At 63.1% G+C, this 17,433-nt stretch carries 16 protein-coding genes and 1 tRNA gene; 10 read left to right on the forward strand and 7 right to left on the reverse strand.

From position 1 onward, the window contains the following. Positions 1–42: 42 nt before the first annotated feature. A complete protein-coding gene (locus tag HYG81_RS30790) occupies positions 43–1,614 on the reverse strand; it encodes a long-chain-fatty-acid--CoA ligase (RefSeq protein WP_180839931.1) in 1,572 nt (523 codons plus the stop codon). A 163-nt stretch (positions 1,615–1,777) separates the two neighbouring features. On the opposite strand from HYG81_RS30790, the gene HYG81_RS30795 reads away from it, so the two are divergent. The 4 genes from HYG81_RS30795 (at position 1,778) to HYG81_RS30810 (ending at position 5,362) form a co-directional block, all read left to right on the forward strand. Then, the gene (locus tag HYG81_RS30795) at positions 1,778–2,941 is read left to right on the forward strand and encodes an acyl-CoA dehydrogenase family protein (protein ID WP_180839933.1); all 1,164 of its coding nucleotides are present in this window, start codon (positions 1,778–1,780) and stop codon (positions 2,939–2,941) included. Positions 2,942–3,450: 509 nt separating this feature from the next. Continuing rightward, positions 3,451–3,906: a hypothetical protein gene (locus HYG81_RS30800; protein WP_180839935.1), complete on the forward strand. Its 456-nt coding sequence runs from the start codon at positions 3,451–3,453 to the stop codon at positions 3,904–3,906. A 237-nt stretch (positions 3,907–4,143) separates the two neighbouring features. Then, positions 4,144–4,503, forward strand: coding sequence for a hypothetical protein (locus HYG81_RS30805; protein WP_180839937.1), 360 nt, complete (start codon positions 4,144–4,146; stop codon positions 4,501–4,503). Between the two features lie 571 nt (positions 4,504–5,074). Next, positions 5,075–5,362, forward strand: coding sequence for a hypothetical protein (locus HYG81_RS30810; RefSeq protein WP_226777485.1), 288 nt, complete (start codon positions 5,075–5,077; stop codon positions 5,360–5,362). A gap of 227 nt (positions 5,363–5,589) precedes the next feature. On the opposite strand, the gene HYG81_RS30815 is transcribed toward HYG81_RS30810, so the two are convergent. Together HYG81_RS30815 and HYG81_RS30820 are read right to left on the reverse strand one after the other, a co-directional pair. Beyond that, positions 5,590–5,663, reverse strand: a tRNA-Ile gene (locus HYG81_RS30815). 76 nt (positions 5,664–5,739) lie between these two features. Continuing rightward, complete coding sequence (locus HYG81_RS30820; protein WP_180839938.1) at positions 5,740–6,336, reverse strand: FxsA family protein; 597 nt, start codon at positions 6,334–6,336, stop codon at positions 5,740–5,742. Between the two features lie 169 nt (positions 6,337–6,505). Between HYG81_RS30820 and HYG81_RS30825 the strand changes: the two genes are divergently transcribed. Next, the gene (locus tag HYG81_RS30825; RefSeq protein ID WP_180839940.1) at positions 6,506–8,152 is read left to right on the forward strand and encodes a DUF255 domain-containing protein; all 1,647 of its coding nucleotides are present in this window, start codon (positions 6,506–6,508) and stop codon (positions 8,150–8,152) included. 81 nt (positions 8,153–8,233) lie between these two features. Continuing rightward, a complete protein-coding gene (locus tag HYG81_RS30830; RefSeq protein ID WP_180839941.1) occupies positions 8,234–9,037 on the forward strand; it encodes a TrmB family transcriptional regulator in 804 nt (267 codons plus the stop codon). On the opposite strand, the gene mptA is transcribed toward HYG81_RS30830, so the two are convergent. The 3 genes from mptA to HYG81_RS30845 form a co-directional block, all read right to left on the reverse strand. Beyond that, on the reverse strand, positions 9,034–9,960 hold the full coding sequence (gene mptA / locus HYG81_RS30835; protein ID WP_180839943.1) for a GTP cyclohydrolase MptA: 927 nt from the start codon (positions 9,958–9,960) through the stop codon (positions 9,034–9,036). The two genes, HYG81_RS30830 and mptA, sit on opposite strands and share 4 nt — an antisense overlap. Before the next feature lie 247 nt (positions 9,961–10,207). Next, positions 10,208–10,411: a hypothetical protein gene (locus HYG81_RS30840; protein WP_180839945.1), complete on the reverse strand. Its 204-nt coding sequence runs from the start codon at positions 10,409–10,411 to the stop codon at positions 10,208–10,210. 544 nt (positions 10,412–10,955) lie between these two features. Then, complete coding sequence (locus tag HYG81_RS30845; protein WP_180839946.1) at positions 10,956–12,203, reverse strand: magnesium transporter; 1,248 nt, start codon at positions 12,201–12,203, stop codon at positions 10,956–10,958. A gap of 157 nt (positions 12,204–12,360) precedes the next feature. On the opposite strand from HYG81_RS30845, the gene HYG81_RS30850 reads away from it, so the two are divergent. The 4 genes from HYG81_RS30850 (at position 12,361) to HYG81_RS30865 (ending at position 16,549) form a co-directional block, all read left to right on the forward strand. Beyond that, positions 12,361–13,500 carry a site-2 protease family protein gene (locus tag HYG81_RS30850; protein ID WP_180839948.1) on the forward strand — a complete coding sequence of 380 codons (1,140 nt, stop codon included), beginning with the start codon at positions 12,361–12,363 and terminating at the stop codon, positions 13,498–13,500. Between the two features lie 152 nt (positions 13,501–13,652). Next, positions 13,653–14,582 (forward strand): nucleotidyltransferase domain-containing protein, encoded by a 930-nt coding sequence (locus tag HYG81_RS30855; RefSeq protein WP_180839950.1) that lies wholly within the window; start codon positions 13,653–13,655, stop codon positions 14,580–14,582. A gap of 366 nt (positions 14,583–14,948) precedes the next feature. Then, positions 14,949–15,719: a DNA-directed RNA polymerase subunit epsilon gene (locus HYG81_RS30860; protein WP_180839951.1), complete on the forward strand. Its 771-nt coding sequence runs from the start codon at positions 14,949–14,951 to the stop codon at positions 15,717–15,719. 176 nt (positions 15,720–15,895) lie between these two features. Beyond that, on the forward strand, positions 15,896–16,549 hold the full coding sequence (locus tag HYG81_RS30865) for a DsbA family oxidoreductase (RefSeq protein WP_180839953.1): 654 nt from the start codon (positions 15,896–15,898) through the stop codon (positions 16,547–16,549). A 2-nt stretch (positions 16,550–16,551) separates the two neighbouring features. On the opposite strand, the gene HYG81_RS30870 is transcribed toward HYG81_RS30865, so the two are convergent. Next, positions 16,552–17,388, reverse strand: a complete 837-nt coding sequence (locus HYG81_RS30870) for an NAD(+)/NADH kinase (protein ID WP_180839955.1) — start codon at positions 17,386–17,388, stop codon at positions 16,552–16,554. Positions 17,389–17,433 lie beyond the last annotated feature (45 nt).

A 17,433-nucleotide genomic window follows, 5' to 3' on the forward strand; every position in this document is an offset into this window, starting at 1 on the left:
GCGGCGAGCGGTGACGAACCGCGAACCCGACGACGATGGCGATTACTCGTCGCTGTTCTCGTCGTGAAGCTCGAACTTCTGGACTTTTCCGGTCGTGGTTCGCGGGAGCGTCTGGACGAACTCGACCTCGCGGGGATGTTTGTACTCCGCGAGGTTGGTCAGGCAGTACTGTTTGACGTCCTCGGGCGTCACGTCGGCGTCCGGCGCGGGCACGACGAACGCCTTGATCGTCTCCCCGCGCCGGTCGTCCGGAACCCCGACGACGGCGGCGTCGGCGATGTCGCGGTGCTCGAAGAGCAACTCTTCGACTTCACGCGGGTAGACGTTGTAGCCGCCGGTGACGATCATGTGCTTCTCGCGATCGACGACGTAGAAGAAGTCGTCCTCGTCCCAGTAGCCGATATCGCCGGTGTGGAACCAGCGCTTGCCCTCGGCCTCGGTGAACGCCGCCTCGTTCGCCTCGGGCAGGCCGTAGTACCCCTTCATCACGTTCGGACCGTGGACGACGAGTTCGCCCGTGATCTCGTGGAGGTCCGTCGCCGCTTCGTCGATCGGCCCCTCCTCGACGCGCGGCATTTCGTCGAACTGCTCGTCCACGATTTTCGCCTCGACGCCCTCGAGCGGCTGGCCGATGCTACCCTTTCGACGGTTCTCGTTCGTATTCGCGTGCGTGATCGGACTCGTCTCCGTCAGCCCGTACCCCTCGTTGAGCTGGACGCCCCAGAGGGCCTCGAACCGCTCGAGGACCTTGAGGGGGAGACTCGAGCCGCCGGAGTTGGCGAAGCGCAGCGCCTCGAACTCGTACTCGTCGGCGTCGGGATGGTTGATCATGTCGTTGAACATTGCGGGGACGGCGAACATGATCGTGATCTCGTCGTCCTCGAGCTGGGTCATCACGTCGGTGGCGTCCCACTCGGGAACGGGGTAGTAGGTGCCGCCGCTGTACATCGCGCCGTTCATGACGACGGACATACCGTAGATGTGAAACAGCGGGAGCGTGCCGATGAGCCGGTCGCTGGTCTGGAACCCGCCCGGGGGCATGTCGGCGTTGGCTCGCGTCGTAAAGGCGAGATTGCGGTGGGTCAACAGGACGCCCTTCGGCGTGCCGGTGGTCCCCGACGTGTACGGCTGGACCGCGACATCGTCGTCGGCGCGCTCGACGACGGCTTTGGTATCGTCCGCGAGGAAGTCGTCGAACTCGGTCGCGCCGTCGTGAGACGACGCCTCACCGACGCTGATCACCTGTTCGACGTCGGTATCGTCCCGTACCTCGAGGACGTTCGGAACGAGATCCGCCAGCGCGACGACCGCTTTCGCCCCGCTGTCGCCCAGCATGTGGCTGATCTCTCGGGCCTTGTACTGTGGGTTCATCGGGACGACGATGCCGCCGGCGCGCAGGGTCCCGTAGAAGGCCGTGACGAACTGCGGCAGGTTCGGGAGATAGATTCCGACGCGGTCGCCCTCGCCGATGCCGCGGTCCTCGAGCGCCCGGGCGAACTGCCCGGCTCGCGTCCAGAACTCCTCGTAGCTCGATTCCGTGCCGTCGTATGCGATTGCGGCCGAGTCCGGGTTCGCGTCGACAGTCTCGGCGACGTCCGTCACGAGATTCGTCATGCCTCGTGAGGGGTGGGCTGAGCGCCACAAAAGAATTGCCACACGCGGCCGTCGACCGGTTCGTGTTGTCTCTGCTCCGACTTCTCGCTCGTCATCGTCGCTTGTCAACACGAACCTTGGGAAGTATCGCAATACCTATGGCGCTCATGCCGTACGGAGAAGTATGCTGGATTTCGTTCAGCTCGAGGCCGACCTCGATCAGGAAGAGCGGATGATCCGGGACACGGCTCGAGAGTTCGTCGCGGAACACGTCAAACCCGACATCGGGGACCACTTCGAGAACGGAACGTTTCCCAAAGATCTCATTCCGAAGATGGGTGAGATGGGGTTTTACGCGCCGAACCTCGAGGGCTACGGCTCGCCGAACGTCTCCGAGACGGCCTACGGGCTCCTGATGCAGGAACTCGAGGCCGGCGATTCGGGGCTGCGCTCGATGGCGTCGGTCCAGGGGGCGCTCGTCATGTATCCGATCCACGCCTACGGGAGCGAGGCGCAAAAGGAGGAGTGGCTGCCCGCGATGGGGCGGGGCGAGTCGATCGGCTGTTTCGGTCTCACCGAAACAGAACACGGTTCGAACCCGTCAGCGATGGAGACCCGCGCGGAGGCCGACGGTGACGGCTACGTGCTGAACGGCTCGAAGACGTGGATCACGAACTCGCCGATCGCCGACGTCGCCGTCGTCTGGGCGCGTGACGAGTCGGCAGAGGACGACCCCGTGCGCGGATTTCTGGTCGAGACCGATCGCGACGGCGTCAGCACGAACGAGATCACCGAAAAACTCTCCCTGCGCGCTTCGATCACGGGCGAGATCGGGCTAAACGACGTCCACGTTCCCGAAGCGAACGTCCTCCCCGGCGTTTCCGGCATGAAGGGGCCGCTGTCCTGTCTCACGCAGGCGCGCTACGGCATCGCCTGGGGCGCGGTCGGCGCGGCGCGGGACTGCTTCGAGGAGGCCCGTCAGTACGCCAAAGACCGCGACCAGTTCGGCGGCCCGATCGGTCGGTTCCAGCTTCAGCAGCGCAAGCTCGCGGAGATGGGTACCCAGATCACGCTGGCACAGCTGCTGGCCCACCGCCTCGCCGAACTCAAAGAGCGCGGCGAGATGCGTCCCCAACACGTCTCGATGGCCAAACGGAACAACGTCCGAACGGCTCGCGATCAGGCTCGAGTCGCTCGCGAGATGCTCGGCGGTAACGGCATCACCACCGACTACTCGCCGATGCGCCACATGGCCAACATGGAAACGGTGTACACCTACGAGGGGACCCACGACATTCACACGCTCGTTCTCGGCGAGGAGTTCACCGATATCCCCGCCTACCAGTAATCGTCTAATTCGACGTTCCGCTCTCTTCTTTCGTTCTTCTCCGACTTCCCGGTATGGGATTGGATGCAGTCCACTCCAGTCCCATCCGGAACTATCCCGCATATGTCTTATATCTGTTCAAATATGATATCTGTTATAAATTCAATCCCAGAAACACGGCGATTGATTGCCAGTCGATCTATAACCGGCTGATTCGCCCAATATCGTGATTATAAGTGTGACCAACCGATTCACATCGGACCGCTCGAGTATCGAACGGCCGAACTCAATCTCCGCTCATAACGGCATGCCACAGACGTTGAGGCGGTATGAATCCCGTTATACGAACGAAACGCCGAAACCGATCCGTAACAGTGCGTCTACATACAACTTAGCATACCATTCGGCGAACATACCAGTTCACTCATGGTTCGGCAGCACGGACTAGCGCGAGACAGTTTCGCCGAGTTGTCGAGCGGCTCACTCGAGACAGCCGAGGGTTTATCAGGCAATCCGCGGCCAACGGGGGTATGTCGGACCAACCCCGACGATCGCGACGGACAGTCCTCGGAACGCTCGGTGCGCTCACGACGGGTGCAATCGCCGCAGTAACGACCACCAGAGCGAGTCCCGGAAAAACGCCTGATCGACCGGATCACGCATCGAATTCGCGGAAACCCCAACCACCGTTCTGCGATTCGTCTGCGGCTGCTGTCTCAATCGGCGACGTCCTCGACGGAAGCGATCTCTACATCGGCGTCGTCGACCGAATCGTCGACGGGGAACACGTCGTCCTCCTGCTCGAGGACGGCGAGGCAGTCGTCGAGCAACTCGTCCTCCCAGTCGATCGATTCGACGATATCGCGGCGAACGACATCCTGCTGACCGCTGCCACGGACGGTGAGTTACACGCATACAGACGCGTTCCATCGAAACCGAACGGTTGCCCCGACCCCGATTTCGAACGCCTCTCGTCCGACGCCTGAAACGAGCACTGTGCGACCCCGCCCGGAGTTTCCTGTCGTCTGACAGCCAGTGGGGCAGCTTCGTCAGATGGGATGGTGAACCCCACAGTCAGATAACAATCTCTGAGAACAGATACTTACTCGAGGCCGTTTACAGACTCGTATCGTCTTCGCACGATTGGTGTCTGTGAACACATCACGCTACTGGAAGCAGCAAGTACAACGCGTATTGCCCAAAGACGCCTCTATTCAGCTACGATGGTGGATACGTCCTCGTTCGGGATCAAGTTGGATCGGCCGGGTACCACCAGCCTTCGCACCGCGTTTTACAGCGTCTGGTTCGTCGACCTCGTCGCGACAGTGTTGTTCTTCGTCGTCCCGTATGCAACCGAGTTGAACCCCGTTACGGTCTTCCTGCACGACCTCTTCGGGCTCGCTGGCGTCGTTCTCGCCGCCCTGCTCTACGCCAGTTTCGTGATCCTGATCGGCCACGTCCTCTCGAGGCCGTTCGACATCGCCTTCCTGGTCTCCGTAGTCGTCCTCTATGCCGTCTTCGCGAGCAACAACGTCGTTCTCCTGGTGTCTCGCGAACCGCTACTGGCCCCGATCATCTCGTGACCGGGCCGATCACAGTACCGAGCGGTCGAGCCGCGGCGGACGATCCATCCTTCGTGTTGGGTTATCGACGGTGACTCGAGGCGACCGAGGCAAGTCGCTCAACGGAGCAGTAGTTCGCCGCGAGAAGCCCGTAGAACTTGGATATGCGTCCGCTCACTTACAGATTCGGTCAGACCCTGAGTCTCTTGAACCGATCCATATCCGGCAGTTTCCGTCGTATCTAGTATCCACGAGCAGCCATATTCGTCTCTGGAACCCGCGATTTCGGACGGTTCGGCCCGAGTACGGTCAGTTCCAGATATGTGCTCTCTGGTTGCCGCTGAACAACAGTGTACGCTCGATTGTACAGCCGTCATGCCTTCATAGACATCACTTTTGAATCTACTCTCCTTTCGAGAAAATGGGTCGTTTAGAGCACGACGAGGAGGAGGCCAGTACTGAATCACCAAAAAGCGACGGCTTCAACGAGACAAACAACTGTAAAGTGAGGTTCCCTATTTGGCGTTTATTGTCACCGTTACAGTAGGAAGGGATGCTTCCGATTGAAGACGTGCAAGATGAATGTCGAGATATGGACGAGGATCATGAGACGAAGCCCGATCTCGGTATCGAGACAGAACCGTTCGGGTTTTGTGAAAATTGTGACTGTATTATCGGCCGTGAGCTCATTGAATCGACTTCTCAGGGATACGTCTGTACTAACTGTAGTGAAGTAGCAAGCGAAGTATGGTTCGAGGAGAAAACACCGTCGGGACATGAAAATCAATTCATAGACGGAGACGAAGCGTCACCGCAGCAGGAATGCAACAAATGTGGAAAAACAATCGAGGGATTTTCCTGGGACCATGATTGCGTGTGACCGTTCGTCGGTAATATCTTTGAACGGTGAAAGAGATGTGTTAACAGATTCACAGATCTTAGTGTAGCCTGACCTCACACTAGCTACTCTATACCGGAATCTAAATGACAAAATCACTGCAGGTCTTGGACTTCGCTTGTTCAGTGAGTAAACTGAAAATTTAAGAAATAGAGGTGCTTTACCAGTCATCCCTCTGTCGTTCGAATAACCGTCCCTCAGAAACTGAGTGGGCCAACTCGGATTTGAACCGAGAGCCTCCACCTTATCAGAGTGGCGCTCAACCTAATTGAGCTATTGGCCCGTTCCGTCTCCCTCGCACTCGGTAGTTGCCCGGTGGGACGTTTAAGCGTTTCTTTCTCTCTGACCCGTGATATTCGCTACCGAGCGAGGGGATCGTCGTCTCGATCGTCCCCGTCGTCCGTACGGTCGTCGCCGAAGTCGATCGTATACGAGTCCTCGTTGCCGTCGCCGTCGACAGTGTACGCATCGGTACCGAGATCGTACGTCCCGTCGTCGGTCGATCCGCCGCGCTCGTCTGCCGTCTCCTGCTCGGGGAAGCCGAACGTCCAGACGCCACCGCTGGCGAACCCGCCGGTCTTCTTGTCCGCGTACGGAACGATCACGAAACGCTTGAGCGCGGCGCGGATCGGGATCCGTGTCAGCGGAACGGCGAGCAGGAATCCGATCAGGTCCGTCACCAGGCCGGGGGTCAGCAGGAACGCGCCGGCGGCGATCAGCAAGCCGCCGTCGAGCAGTTCGTTCGTCGGCGGCTTCCCCTGCGCCATCGAGCGCTGCATCTTCCGGATCGTTCGCCGCCCTTCGGCCCGAACGAGTAGCATACCGACCAGTCCCGTCAGGACGACGAGCAGCACCATCCCGACCCAGTTGACGAACCCGAACTGGGTGACGATGACCGCGAGCAAGACGGCATCCAGAAACGGGATGAGCAACAGCGCGAAGATCCACCGGAGCATATCGGGATATACCCACCGAAGGGTGAAAATCCTTTACTCTCGTCCCAGGAGCAGAATCGCTGCCCGTGCCCGCCGGCATCCGCTCGAGGTCACCCGAGACCGATCGAGACCACAGGTTAGGAGCGAACGCGAACGAAGGCCTTACGCCGGCGACTCACGTCGATGCGGTATGAACGAGACGACCCGCGTCGAGTGGCGCGAGTGGGGACGGGAGGCCTTCGACGAGGCTTCGGCGGAAGACGTTCCCGTCTTGCTCTCGCTGACTGCGACGTGGTGCGATCACTGCCACGAGATGGACGCGGAGACCTACGCGGAGCCCCGCATCGCGGCCAACATCAACGACAGCTTCGTGCCCGTCCGAGTCGACGTGGACCGGTACCCGCGCGTCCGCGACCGATACAATATGGGCGGCTTTCCGTCGACGGTCTTTCTCGCGCCGAACGGGAAGGTCCTGACCGGCGCTGGCTATCTCGGCCCCGACGGAATGCGACAGGTTCTCGACAGCGTTCGAACCATGTGGCAGACGAAAGGGAACGGCGCGGCGCGGGTCCCGCGGCCGCTCCGCGAGGACAACCCGCCCGCCGGCGAACTGACGGCCGAGATCGAACAGGGAATGCTCGGCCACCTCACCGACACCTACGACGAGACCGCCGGCGGCTGGGGGCAATCCCCGAAGTTCCCGTTGCCCGACGCACTCGAGTTCGCGCTCAAACGCGATCGGGAGATGGCGCTGCGTTCCTACGACGCGGTCGGCGCGAACCTGTTCGACGAGTACGAGGGCGGTTTCTATCGCTTCGCAACCGAACACGACTGGTCGGGACTCCAGCGCGAGAAACTCCTCGACTCCAACGCCGCGTTAGTGCGGGCGTTCGCCAACGCCTATCTGCTAACCGGCAAAGACGAGTACCGCGACCCCGCCGAAGACACGATCGAGTATCTGACCGCGACGCTGTGGAACGGCGACGCCGAGGCCTTCGCGAACAGCCAGGCCCCCGGCGAGGCGGACGCGTACAGCCTCGATGCAACCGATCGAGCGGCCGCCGAGGAGCCACCGGTCGACGAGGGGGTCTTCGCCGGCCCCAACGCGCTGGCGATCGAGGGACTGCTCACCTACTACGCCTACACGGACGACGAGCGCGCCCGCCGGTACGCCGAACGCGCACTCGAGACGATCCGCACAGACCTGCTCACCGACGGCGTCGTCGCGCACACGCTCGAGAATGCCGAGAACGACGACGACGGAGATCCAGCCCCGCTTCTCACCAACCAAGCACGTGTCCTCGGTGCGCTGACGACGGCCGCGAGCACGATCGATCTGGCCGTCCTCGAGGACGCGACGACAGTCGCCGATGCGACGATCGATCAACTTCACGATGAGGACTCGTTCCTCGACGGGCCTGCCCGGGGTGTCGGCCTGTGCGACCAGCCGCTGCGGCCGCTGGACGCGAACGTGGCGTTCGCCGACGGGCTGCTCGAGCTGGCCGTCCTGACCGGCGAGGATCGCTATCTCGAGGTCGCACGCGAGACGCTCGAGGCCTTCGCCGGTGCGAGCGACCGCTTCGGCGTCCAGATCGCTCGCTACGCGACTGCGGTCTCCCGGCTGCTCGAGGGACCGCTGGTGATCCGCGTCGGTGACGATCCCGGCTCCGACCTCCACCGCGCGGCGCTTCGGCTGGCGGACCACGAGAAGGTCGTCGTCCCCGACGCCGAGGCTCTGGAAGCGGGAACGGCGCGAGCCGAGCTGGGCGAGCGCGTGTCGGATCTCGCTGAAACTCCCGCCGAGTTGAGCGAGCAGGTCCAGCGCCTTCTCGAGTGACGTTCGGCCTCCTCGAGGCCGAGTCGGTCGGATCGGGAAACTACCACAGCGTTTATGTTTCTTCGGCGGCTCGTTTCGAATATGGCCAGTCTCAGGGATCTCGGGCTCTCCGAGTACGAAGCTCGAGCGTACCGATCGCTCCTCACCACCGGCCCCACAACGGCAAAGGAGTTGTCACGGGCGAGCGACGTCCCGATGGGGCGGATCTACGACGTGCTCAACAGCATCGAACAGTACAATCTGGTCCGGAGCCAGACCGCGAGCCGGCCGAAGAAGTACGTCGCCGTCGAGCCGTCGACGGCGCTCGATCGGTTGCTCGAGGACAAGAAACGCGAACTCGACGAGAAGGCGGACCAGTACGAGTCGATCGTCGGCGACCTGGCCGACGAACTCGACGCGGCCGAGCCGGTCGAAGAGCAGTTCTGGACCGCTGCCGTCGGCCCCGAGGAGACGATCGACCTCCTCCTAGAGCGGCTCGCGGCCGCCGACCGCGACGTCGTGATGGTGTCGGCACACCCGTCCCCCCAGTGGGACATACAGGCCGTCAGCGAGGAGGTGAACGCCCAGCTCGAGGACGCGCTCGAACGCGGCGTCTCCGTCAATCTCCTGATGACCCGCGAGATGGTCGCCTCGATGTCGGAGGAGGTGGGCCGGCGGTATCGCGAGACGTTACAGCAACGCGACGACTTCGACGTCCGCACGCACGACGACCTCTCGGGCTCGTTCAACATCATCGACGGCGTCGAAGTCTGCATTCAGGTACCCAACCCCCTCTCCTCGGGCGAGGCGTTCGGCATGATCGATCTCAAGGACCCCGAGTTCGCGGCGAACGTTCACGAGGAGTTCGTGCCGCGGTGGGAGGAAGCGGAGCCGCTCGAGTTTTAGTCCGCGATTTCGTCGCGGAGCGTCCCCATCTCGACGATTCGCTCGGCGTGAGCGTTGTGCTGGTGGATCGACTCGTCGTTGGACTGACTCATCGTGATCACCGCGTCGTCGGGGAGGTGGTCGAACTCGTCGACGACGCCCTCGGCTAACGCGCGGACGCAGTCCTCGACGAACTTCGCGTCGGCGTGGGCCTCGTAGGTCATGTGATCCTCGTCGGGCCGCTTCGCGAGGTTGTAGATCCGCGCGCTCATCGAGTCCCGCGCGATGTCGATGATGTCGTTCAGGTCGACCGCGGGATCGCCGTTGGCCTCGACGGTCAGCGTCGCGTGGCCCCGCTGGGAGTGTCCCGGCTGTGGGACCTCATCTAGGAATTCCGTGATCGTCTCCTCCTCGACGCCGAGATCCTCGAGCGTCTGTTTCGCGCGGGCGGTAGACATCCCCTGCGAGCAGGGACAGACGGTCATTCCGGTGACGTTCGCGCCGATCTCCTCGCGGGTTCCCTTCTCGGTCGCCGTCGCTGAGGCCACGATGTCGACCGTGTGCTGGGTCTCGCGGTCGCTGGCCGGCGTCTGCTCGCGGCGCATGAACTCGGCCTCCATCGAGACCTCCGCTCTCGAGGTGTAGTCGTGTCGCTCGAGCAGTCGTTCGGCGGCCTCGCCGCAGACCTCTTCGACCTGATAGGCTTCCTCGCGGGTGGCATCCTCGAGGATCTCGTCGATGACCTCCATGTTGCGGCTCATGTCCGCTCCCTTTCGCCAGCCGGGGAGGTCGACGAAGACTTCGAATTCAGCAGTGAGGACGATCGGGCGCTTGTCCTCGCGGGCGATCTTGACGAGTTTGTCGACGCCGGTGACGCCGACCTGGCTCAGACCGACGGTGACGTCGGGCGACGTCGCCTGCACGTCCGGCAACTGATGACTCATTGCCCGCATTCAGGCGAGCGTGCGATTCAACCTTTCGGAACCGTAGTAACTGGCTCGACGGGTGAGGTGCTCTCGGTACTACTCGAGCGAGCCGTCGATTCTTTAAGTGCCTCTGGTCACAAAGTAGAGCTATGACGGGAGGACGGTCGTTCTGCAGTCCGCTGACTCACATCCGATAGTCACGACGCCGTATTTTCGGTTTCCGCGTTCGATTGGCAAACGGGCAGCAGTCCGGGTGACCACGGGTTCACGAGTCGCTCAAGCGATCGGAGAGCCGATTTGCTATTTCCCACGGAAGAGTGAGCACGAACAGGAAGAGCAACGTCGCACCCAGTCCGGTGAGAAATCCGTCCGTGACACGAAGTGCGAGGAAGATGGCCAGCCCGGCAACGAGTATCCTCGCGATACGGCTCAGGCCCCACTCGAACAGGACGGCCCGGAGGGCAGACATTATCTCATCAATAGACTGGGTTGTATATAGGTCTGGGGCCAGCGGAGCGAGTTACGGAAGCGGTACGAAAAATATGCGCCGTTGAAGTACGTCTCCCTTCGGTCCGATCAATCCACGTGCGGTGGCGAGTGATGTGGCGCAGTGAACGAAAGCGAGGCGAGGGTGAAACGAGTGCCTCGGAAAGCGAACGGCGAACGGATGTGTGCCGGGAGCATAGTGAACCGCGGTGCAACGTTGTGTGTGGTCGTCGCGAGTACAACGAGCGTGAGCGCGGAACCAGCGTCGACCACTCCATTTGCAGACGGACTCGCTAGATCGGTCACCGATTCTCGAGCGATCCCCTTCTGTACACCGGTCGCCGACACCGACCGCGCTCGTTCTTTAAGTGTCTCTGATCATAAGGTAGAGCTATGACGGGAAGACCGCCGTTCTCTGAGGATCAGATTCGATAGTTGCGACGCTCTGCCGCTCGATAGCATCGATCACTCGTTTTATCATCCAATTCCACCGGACAATAGTCGTCCGACCGCGAACCCCGATCGCCTCAGAGCACCGCCCGTGCTAACCCGAGGAAGATGAAAAAGCCGAGGACGTCCGTTGCGGTGGTGATGAAGATGGTCGCCGACGTCGCCGGGTCTTTCCCGATCCGGTCGAGCACGAGCGGAATGGCCGTCCCGAAGAAACCGGCGATGACGAGGTTCAACACCATCGACACGCCGAGGACGAGCCCCAAAAGCGGGCTCTGATTGAACACCGAAGCGATCACGGCGACGAGGACGCCGGTGATGGCTCCGTTTACGCCGCCGGCGATGACCTCGTTGACGACGGCGCGTCCGCCGGTCGACAGCGAAATTTGTCCGAACGCGAGTCCGCGCACCGTCACGGCCATCGACTGCGTGCCGGCGTTGCCTCCCATGCCGGCGACGACCGGCATGTACACCGCCAGGAGGGTGAACGCCGCGATCGTGTCCTCGAAGAAACCGACCGCACCGGCGGCGAGAAACGCCGTTCCGAGGTTGATGATGAGCCACTTGTACCGGTATCGAACCTTCGAGAGCGGTCCGTCGAGGACGCTCTCCTCTTCCTGAACGCCGGTGAATTCGTAGAGAGTCTCGCCGGCTTCCTCCTCAACGACGCGAAGGAGGTCCTCGGCGTAGATGACGCCGAGAATGCTTCCGTCGTCGTCCAGCACGGCGACGGAGCTCTCGGGGTTTTCCCGAAACACGTCGACGGCTTCGGTATCGGGACTATCGAACGCGACCACGGGCGTCTCGTGAACGTGTTCCCGGAGGTCGATCGCTTCCTCGTCCGTTATCGCCAGGACCTGTCCCGGCAATTCACCGATCAGTTCGTCGGCTTCCGTGACGAAGATGGTCGGGAGCCGTCCGGTCCGGTCTTCGTGTCGCTGGACGCGCCGTGCGATCGCGTCTATCCCCTGGTCGACTCCCACGGTGACGTAGTCAAGGTGCATCAATCCGGCCGCGCTCTCGGGGCTGAACTCGAGCAAGAACGCGGCCTTTTCTTGCCGATCCTCGTCGAGTTGGCGGAGCACGTCCTCGCGCGTCCCTTCGTCCGCCAGTACGAGGACGTCCGCCACCTCGTCGGGATCCAGCCGCCGAACGAATCGCTGTAGTCCGTCGCGATCCAGATCCGCGACGAGCGACTGCTGGACCGTTTCGGGGAGGTGAAAGAACACGTCACGTTGCCGACTCCGTGATAACTGTCGAAACTCCCGAGCCGGCGTCGGTGAGGTGACGATCGCCTGCTGGGCGTCTGCTATCGATTCGTCCATATCCGTCGTGCTGCTACCACTCCCTAAACAGTTGTGTCACCGGTGGCCGACGAACCCGCTCTGCGTCGTCGCTGTCGGTATCGCGCGACGCGGATTTCGACGTGTTCGTCGGAACCGTTTTCCGGTCACCTAAGACACCGGAGTGACAGCAGGGAGTGTGCGAAGTTACACTGTCGCTGAGATCTGGGATATCCCGATTCGAATCAATACCTCATTATTGATCTTCCTCCCGATCCTCGCGTGGCTCATCGGGAGCGGCCAGCAGATCGAACTGTACGCCGGGTTCATCGAAGGATTCACCGGCGCCGAATTCGACCTCTCCCAACTTCGCGCCGGGACGACACCGTGGCTGATCGGTATCGCGGCAGCGCTCGGGCTGTTCGTGAGCGTCACGCTGCACGAACTCGGCCACTCGTGGGTCGCGTTGCGGTACGGTATCGAGATCGACTCGATCACCCTGTGGATCCTCGGCGGCATCGCGTCGCTGAAGACGTTCCCGAAGGAGTGGGACCGCGAGTTCTGGATCGCGATCGCCGGCCCGCTCACGAGCGTCCTCGTTGCCGCCGTCTGTTATGCGGGCGTTCTCGTCGCGCCGAACTCCCTCCAGGTGTCGCGGTTCATCGTCGGCTATCTGGCCATCACGAACCTGATACTGGCGGGTTTCAACCTCCTCCCCGCGTTCCCCATGGACGGCGGGCGCATCTTCCGCGCTCTCCTGGCTCGCTCCCGCCCGTACGGCACCGCGACGCGGCTCGCGGCACGAGTCGGTGTCCTCTTCGCCTTCTTGTTCGCCATCGTCGGCGTCCTCACCTTTCAGCTCATTCTCCTCCTCCTCGCCTTCTTCATCTACGGCGCCGCGACGACCGAATCGCGATCCGTCCTTCTCGACGAACTGCTCGAGGGCATCACGGTCGGCGATATCATGACCAGCGATCCCGCGACGGTCTCGGCCGACACGACGCTTGAGGAGTTCGGTAGCCGGATGCTTCGCGAACGCCACCCCCTTTACCTCGTCACGGATGATACCGGGGCGGTCCTCGGCGTTATTACGCTCGATGACGTGCAGACGGCTCGAGGAAAGAATCGGGGAACGACCCGCGTCGAGGAGGTCATGCGAACGGTCTCCCGCGTCGAACCGACCGACGACGCCTTCGATACGTTGGCCGTGTTGAATCAGTCCGGGAGCGTGAACGCACTGGTCGAGGAAAACGGGGAGCCCGTCGGTGTGCTCTCCCAATCCGATTACGCCCACGCCATGACGGTTCGACGCGGTTTCCAGAGCGGTCTTAACGGGTAGCCGTCCGTCTCACTGGACGTTCCTTTCGATATCCGAGCTCGAGCTTCGCCCGGACTTCTCTTTAAGTGTTTCTGGTCACAAGGTGAAGCTACGAAGGGCATTCGTCACCCCGGTCTTCTCGCTTTTCGTTCCCGCATACTCGAGCCCCAGCTATGACCACCGTTCCGGCACACGCCCACGAGACCGTCGACGACCACCTGACGGCGATCGAACGCGAGCACGACGTCGCGATCGCGCTGGCGGTCGCCCGCGGAAGCCACGCCTGGGGGGCGGCGAGTCCCGACAGCGACTACGACGTCGGGTTCGTCTTCGTGCCGACCGATCTGCGCCGGTACGCTCACCTCGAGGGCGCTCCCGAGACCGTCGTCGTGGACCGCGGCGAGTTCGAGTATCAGGGCTGGGACGTGCGGACGTTCGCAGGCCTGCTCGCCGACTCGAACGACGGCGCGATCGACCTGCTTCGGAGTCCGATCCGCTACCGCCTCGCGTACGACCCCGCCGACCTCACCGCGTATATCGAACGGACGTACAACCCGATCGACCTCTATCACGCGTGGCGCGGGATCGCGACGAGCAACTATCGGAAGTACATCTCGCACCATCTCGTTCGGAACGACGACGAACTCTTTCCGATCGTCGATGTGGACGACCCGGACGGCGGGGAGTACACCGTCGAAACGGACGACGGAACGATGACGGTCTCGGCGGACGACGAGCGATTCACCGAGACCCAGACGAAACCGACCGTCAAGCGAAACCTGACGATCTGTCGGGCGGCCATGTCCGCATACTACCTCAAAGAGACCGGTGAGCGCAGCGAACACGAGTTGCCGGCCCTCGAGTTCGAGACCTTCCTTCGCGAGCAGGCACCCGCAGTCTTCGACGCGGATCGAATCGACCGCGCTCGCGAGTTGCTCGAGCGGAAACGGGCGGACAATGGGGAGACCGATATCGACGACGCCGTGGGTCGCGAGTTCGCCCACCCGCCGAAAGCGATCGATCCCACGGTTCATGCGCGGGGCGGGCCCGACACCGAACGGCTGAACGGGTTTATCGACGAGATCATCGCGGCCGTCCGATAGCTCGAGCCGCGTCCCGACCTCGCTTTCGTTTAAGTACTTCTGGTCATAAGGTGAAGATACGACGGGAGAGACGCGCCGGTTCTGCCGAGAAATCCGTTCCCGAACAGCGACGGCTTGAGCTCTCGGTCGCTCGGCGATGCTCGCCGTTCGTCCCTGCCTCGAGCATTCGTCCTTTAAGTACTTCTGGTCACAAAGTAGAGCTACGAAGGGCTTTTCGCGGACTCACTCCCTCGAGAGCGGAGCGGCAGCGGTCGACATCGCTCGAGCGCCGCTGCTATCGCCCGTACCTGTTAGAATGGCTGTTAGTCTATTTAACCGACTAAATGGAGCGAGCCTTTTTCACTCTCCCTCTCCGACCGACAGACGATGCAAGACGACGGTGCCGACCTTGGTCCAGATCCCGAACGAGCCGCGGCCGCCGCGGACGGCGTCGAGCCCGGTCCCGACCCCGAGCGCCGCCTCGAGACCCGGCCCGGGTCCGGGTCGCTCTCCCGGGCGGACGTCCAGCGCGATTCGACGGTCCGCCAGTGGGGCGTCGTCACGCCGAGCGCGACGGTCATCGGCCGTGCCGACTCCCCCGACGCAGACCTCTCCGAGAGCGTGCGACGCCTCCACGACGAACAGCACGCGGCGACGCCGGGCTACAGCGAGCGCGCCCACCACCTCGATCGGCTGCGAACCACGCAAGCGCTGTGTAACGCCCTCGATGTGACGCCGTGGCAGCGCGATCTGGCGCTCGGCGTCATGGACGAGATCGACCTCACCGAGTTCGGCAGCCAGCGCGCGATCGAGAAGGTCGCGCTGGTGGCGATCCGCCACGTCGTCGACGTCGACCGCCAGCAGTACTTCGGGCTGGACGAGATCGACGCCCAGACGCTTTCCGCCGACCGGATGGAGGAGCTGTTCGCCGAGTACCGCGCCCACGACATCACCGACGAGGAGTCGTTCAAGCGGCTCGCGGCCGACTACGGACTGGACACGACGAGCCTGAACCGGCTCCGCCGAGTGCTGAAATCGCAACTCGAGGACAAGCTGCCGGCCTACGGCCGCAATCCGTACCGCGACCCGAACCTGCCGGACGTGACCGACACGGAGACGAACGCCGCCGACGCGGCTGCTTCCGGATCTGAGAGCTAACGGGCTGGCTCTCAACGCAGACCGGCGCTACGCCGCAGCCGCCTCTCACTGGACCGTCGTCACTCAGTCTCGAGCTACCTCCACCGCCGCTCGAGCCGCCTCCACTTCGTCTCGAGCCGTTTGCAGCCGACTGCCGCTGACCCGCGACTTTTCCGTGGTGACTGCCTAGCATCGCTATGGCTGACGCTGACACCGGATCGACGCCGGAGACCGCGGATCGCATCACGATCTACGCCGACTACGTCTGTCCGTTCTGTTATCTGGGGACCCGCTCGCTCGAGCAGTACCGCGAGGGCCGCGACGAGCCGCTGGACGTCGAGTGGCACCCCTTCGACCTGCGACGCGGGAAGCGGAACCCGGACGGCTCGATCGACCACGACGCCGACGACGGCAAGGACGACGAGTACTTCGAGCAGGCGAAACAGAACGTCCGCCGGCTGCAGGAGGAGTACGGCGTCGAAATGGCCCAGGTGATGGCGACCGATATCGACTCGTTCGATGCGCAGGTCGCCTCCTGGTACGTCCGGGAGGAGTACCCCGACCGGTGGGCGGCGTTCGACGAATCGATCTACACGGCGCTGTGGCAGGACGGGCGCGACATCGGGGACGTCGATGTTCTGGTCGACCTCGCCGAAGATGCCGATCTGCCGGCCGACGAGATTCGCGACGCTGTCGCAGATGAGAGTCTCCGGGCGGAGCTCGAGGACCGGTTCACCGAGGCACAACAGCAGGGCATCACCGGCGTGCCGACGTTCGTCTCGGACGGTCGCGCCGCCCGCGGCTCGGTGCCGCCGGAACACCTCGAGCGGCTCGTCGAGGGCGAGCAGTAGGGCTACTCGAGTTTGTCGAGCCCGTCGAAGAAGTTCGCCTGCGGGCCGACGAGCGTGACGGATTCGTCCGCGAGCGAGACCGACACCGTCGCGGGCGGCTCGAGACGCTGTCGGTTGCGCCCGTCGCTGATCGCGTAGGCGGTGTCGGTCCCGGAGACGGTGAGCGTGAGTTCGGTATCCGGTTCGACGACCAGCGGCGGCATCGAGTCCGTCGCGGCCATCTGCGTGACGACGAGCGTCTCGGCCGACGGGTGAAGCAGCGGGCCGCCCTCACTGAGGTTGTAGGCGGTCGAGCCCGTCGGCGTGGCCACGAGGACGCCGTCCGCGTGGCTCTCGGTGTAGCGCTGGCCATCGACGGTAATCTCGACGGTTGCCCCGCCACCGTGGCCCCGTCGCGGGCCGTGAACGACGACCTCGTTGAGCGCGGGTTCGAGCGTCCACTTCTCGTCGACGCCGGTCGCCTGCAGCCGCGCCAGTTCGCGGCCCTCGACGGCGCCCGTCTCCTCGAGTTCGGTGACGAGCGCGGTGACGACCTCGAGCGCGTCGGCGGGGGCGACGGCGTTGAGAAAACCGACTTCGCCGAGGTTGATCCCGAGGATCGGCGTGGGACCGACTTCGCGGGCGACGAACAGCAGTGTTCCGTCGCCGCCGATGCTCACGACGAGGTCGCGGCCCGCCATCGCGGCGACCGGGACGGCGGTCGCCGCGATCGCCCCGCCGGTCGCCTCGTCGACGACGGCGCTCGCGCCCGTCCCCTCGAGGGCGTCGACGAGGCTCGCCGCGAGTTCCTGTGCACGCTCGTTGTCGCGTTGGGCGACGATTCCGACGTCGACGTCCATCGACCGCGGCTAGCCCCCCCGTCGTCAAAAAGCCACGCTTGTCCC

The organism is Natrinema zhouii (assembly GCF_013456555.2).
Taxonomy (GTDB): domain Archaea; phylum Halobacteriota; class Halobacteria; order Halobacteriales; family Natrialbaceae; genus Natrinema; species Natrinema zhouii.

Excerpts from the sequence above, each read along its gene's own strand:
- HYG81_RS30810 (WP_226777485.1), top strand. The coding sequence starts at position 5,075 with ATGGACGAGGATCATGAGACGAAGCCCGATCTCGGTATCGAGACAGAA.
- HYG81_RS30830 (WP_180839941.1), top strand. The coding sequence starts at position 8,234 with ATGGCCAGTCTCAGGGATCTCGGGCTCTCCGAGTACGAAGCTCGAGCG.
- HYG81_RS30820 (WP_180839938.1), bottom strand. The coding sequence starts at position 6,336 with ATGCTCCGGTGGATCTTCGCGCTGTTGCTCATCCCGTTTCTGGATGCC.
- HYG81_RS30865 (WP_180839953.1), top strand. The coding sequence starts at position 15,896 with ATGGCTGACGCTGACACCGGATCGACGCCGGAGACCGCGGATCGCATC.
- mptA (WP_180839943.1), bottom strand. The coding sequence starts at position 9,960 with ATGAGTCATCAGTTGCCGGACGTGCAGGCGACGTCGCCCGACGTCACC.
- HYG81_RS30805 (WP_180839937.1), top strand. The coding sequence starts at position 4,144 with ATGGTGGATACGTCCTCGTTCGGGATCAAGTTGGATCGGCCGGGTACC.
- HYG81_RS30795 (WP_180839933.1), top strand. The coding sequence starts at position 1,778 with ATGCTGGATTTCGTTCAGCTCGAGGCCGACCTCGATCAGGAAGAGCGG.
- HYG81_RS30800 (WP_180839935.1), top strand. The coding sequence starts at position 3,451 with ATGTCGGACCAACCCCGACGATCGCGACGGACAGTCCTCGGAACGCTC.
- HYG81_RS30840 (WP_180839945.1), bottom strand. The coding sequence starts at position 10,411 with ATGTCTGCCCTCCGGGCCGTCCTGTTCGAGTGGGGCCTGAGCCGTATC.
- HYG81_RS30825 (WP_180839940.1), top strand. The coding sequence starts at position 6,506 with ATGAACGAGACGACCCGCGTCGAGTGGCGCGAGTGGGGACGGGAGGCC.
- HYG81_RS30870 (WP_180839955.1), bottom strand. The coding sequence starts at position 17,388 with ATGGACGTCGACGTCGGAATCGTCGCCCAACGCGACAACGAGCGTGCA.
- HYG81_RS30845 (WP_180839946.1), bottom strand. The coding sequence starts at position 12,203 with ATGGACGAATCGATAGCAGACGCCCAGCAGGCGATCGTCACCTCACCG.
- HYG81_RS30860 (WP_180839951.1), top strand. The coding sequence starts at position 14,949 with ATGCAAGACGACGGTGCCGACCTTGGTCCAGATCCCGAACGAGCCGCG.
- HYG81_RS30790 (WP_180839931.1), bottom strand. The coding sequence starts at position 1,614 with ATGACGAATCTCGTGACGGACGTCGCCGAGACTGTCGACGCGAACCCG.
- HYG81_RS30855 (WP_180839950.1), top strand. The coding sequence starts at position 13,653 with ATGACCACCGTTCCGGCACACGCCCACGAGACCGTCGACGACCACCTG.